Source organism: uncultured Campylobacter sp., from assembly GCF_938017705.1.
In the GTDB taxonomy this organism is placed as follows: domain Bacteria; phylum Campylobacterota; class Campylobacteria; order Campylobacterales; family Campylobacteraceae; genus Campylobacter_B.
In genome coordinates, this window is sequence record NZ_CALIIS010000167.1 from 1 (window position 1) to 1,265 (window position 1,265).

Genomic DNA, 1,265 nt, shown 5'->3' on the forward strand with positions numbered 1-1,265 from the left:
TCGAAATTTTAAAAAACTATACGCAAACCTATTATAGCCTTAAAGCCCCATTAAAAACGGATATAAAGGCTCAAATGCTAGACGCCGCAAGCCGCGCGATAAATGAGATCGCCGATCTTGCCACGAAGAAAAAATGCGATGCCGTGACGGAGTTTTTAGCTGCGAATGCGGATGAAATTTTAAGACGGACGCTTAAGCAATGAATGAAGATATCGAAGCACTGCGCATCAAGCTCAAATCCCTAAGGCGCGCCATCGATCCGCAAAGAGACGCCAGGATAAAGACTGCGCGCGCAAGCTTTAAAGAGTGCGTACGGATCTATTTTAGCGCTCACGTACGCCTGCCCGAAACTTCTAAATTTCGAGCAGATTTTTACAAAAACGAAGCGCGCCTAAGCACTAAAAATAGGCATCTGCTTTTTAAGGCTTACAGAGGAGCTGCCAAAACTACCTTGATTTCAAGGCTTTGGGTGCTTTTTAATACTGCGGTAACTGCGCGAAAGCGAAACTGCGTAATCATTAGCGCGACGATTAATCTCTCTAAAAAGACGATCGAGTTCATAAAAAATGAGCTTGAGGAAAACGAACTTTTGATTAGAGATTTTGGTATCAGCAAGGGCGATAAATGGACGGAGGAGGAGATCGTATTTTATAGCGGTAAGCAGGCGTTTAAAATTTCCGCTTACGGTGCAGGCAAAAAGATCCGCGGCGAAAACTGGCGAGGATTTCGTCCGGATCTTATCATTTGCGACGATCTGGAAAACGACGAAAACGTAAAAACAAAAGCCCAGCGCGACAAGCTTTATGAGTGGTTTGAAAAGGCTATTATGAAGCTGCCCGCCCGCGGCGATAACGCTTATAATATCGTAGTAGTCGGTACTACGCTGCATTATGATAGCCTCTTATTTCGCATCGAAGCAAGGACGGATTTCAAAACTCTATCCTATCCGCTGGTGCGCGCTTTTCCCGCAAACGTGGATGAGCAAAAGTGGGATATGAAAGAGCTACTGCTCGATGATAACAAGCTGGATAAAGAGCGCATAAAACAGGAGTTTCTAAGCTCCAAAAGTGCCTTTATGAGCGAATATCAAAACGAGCCGCTGAGTAAAGAGGAGGCAAGCTTTAGCGGGTATCAAACTTTCGAGCAGATGCCTCTTTGCGACGCCTATTATATGGGGATTGATCCCGCATTAGGAAAAAGCAAGGGCGATTATTTCGCCGTAGCGACGCTTGGGGCTTATGAAGGCAAATTTTATGCAAGCGTTA

Annotated in this window: 1 protein-coding gene and 1 pseudogene; both read left to right on the plus strand. The window is 45.1% G+C overall.

Annotated features, from left to right (window positions below; all coding sequences use genetic code 11):
* Nucleotides 1–203, plus strand: a pseudogene (locus Q0605_RS07965) (resolvase); the annotation flags it as partial.
* Nucleotides 200–1,265, plus strand: a 1,066-nt coding sequence (locus tag Q0605_RS07970) for a cell division protein FtsH (RefSeq protein ID WP_298705905.1), incomplete at its 3' end; no start/stop codon positions are given. The pseudogene Q0605_RS07965 and the gene Q0605_RS07970, both read left to right, overlap by 4 nt.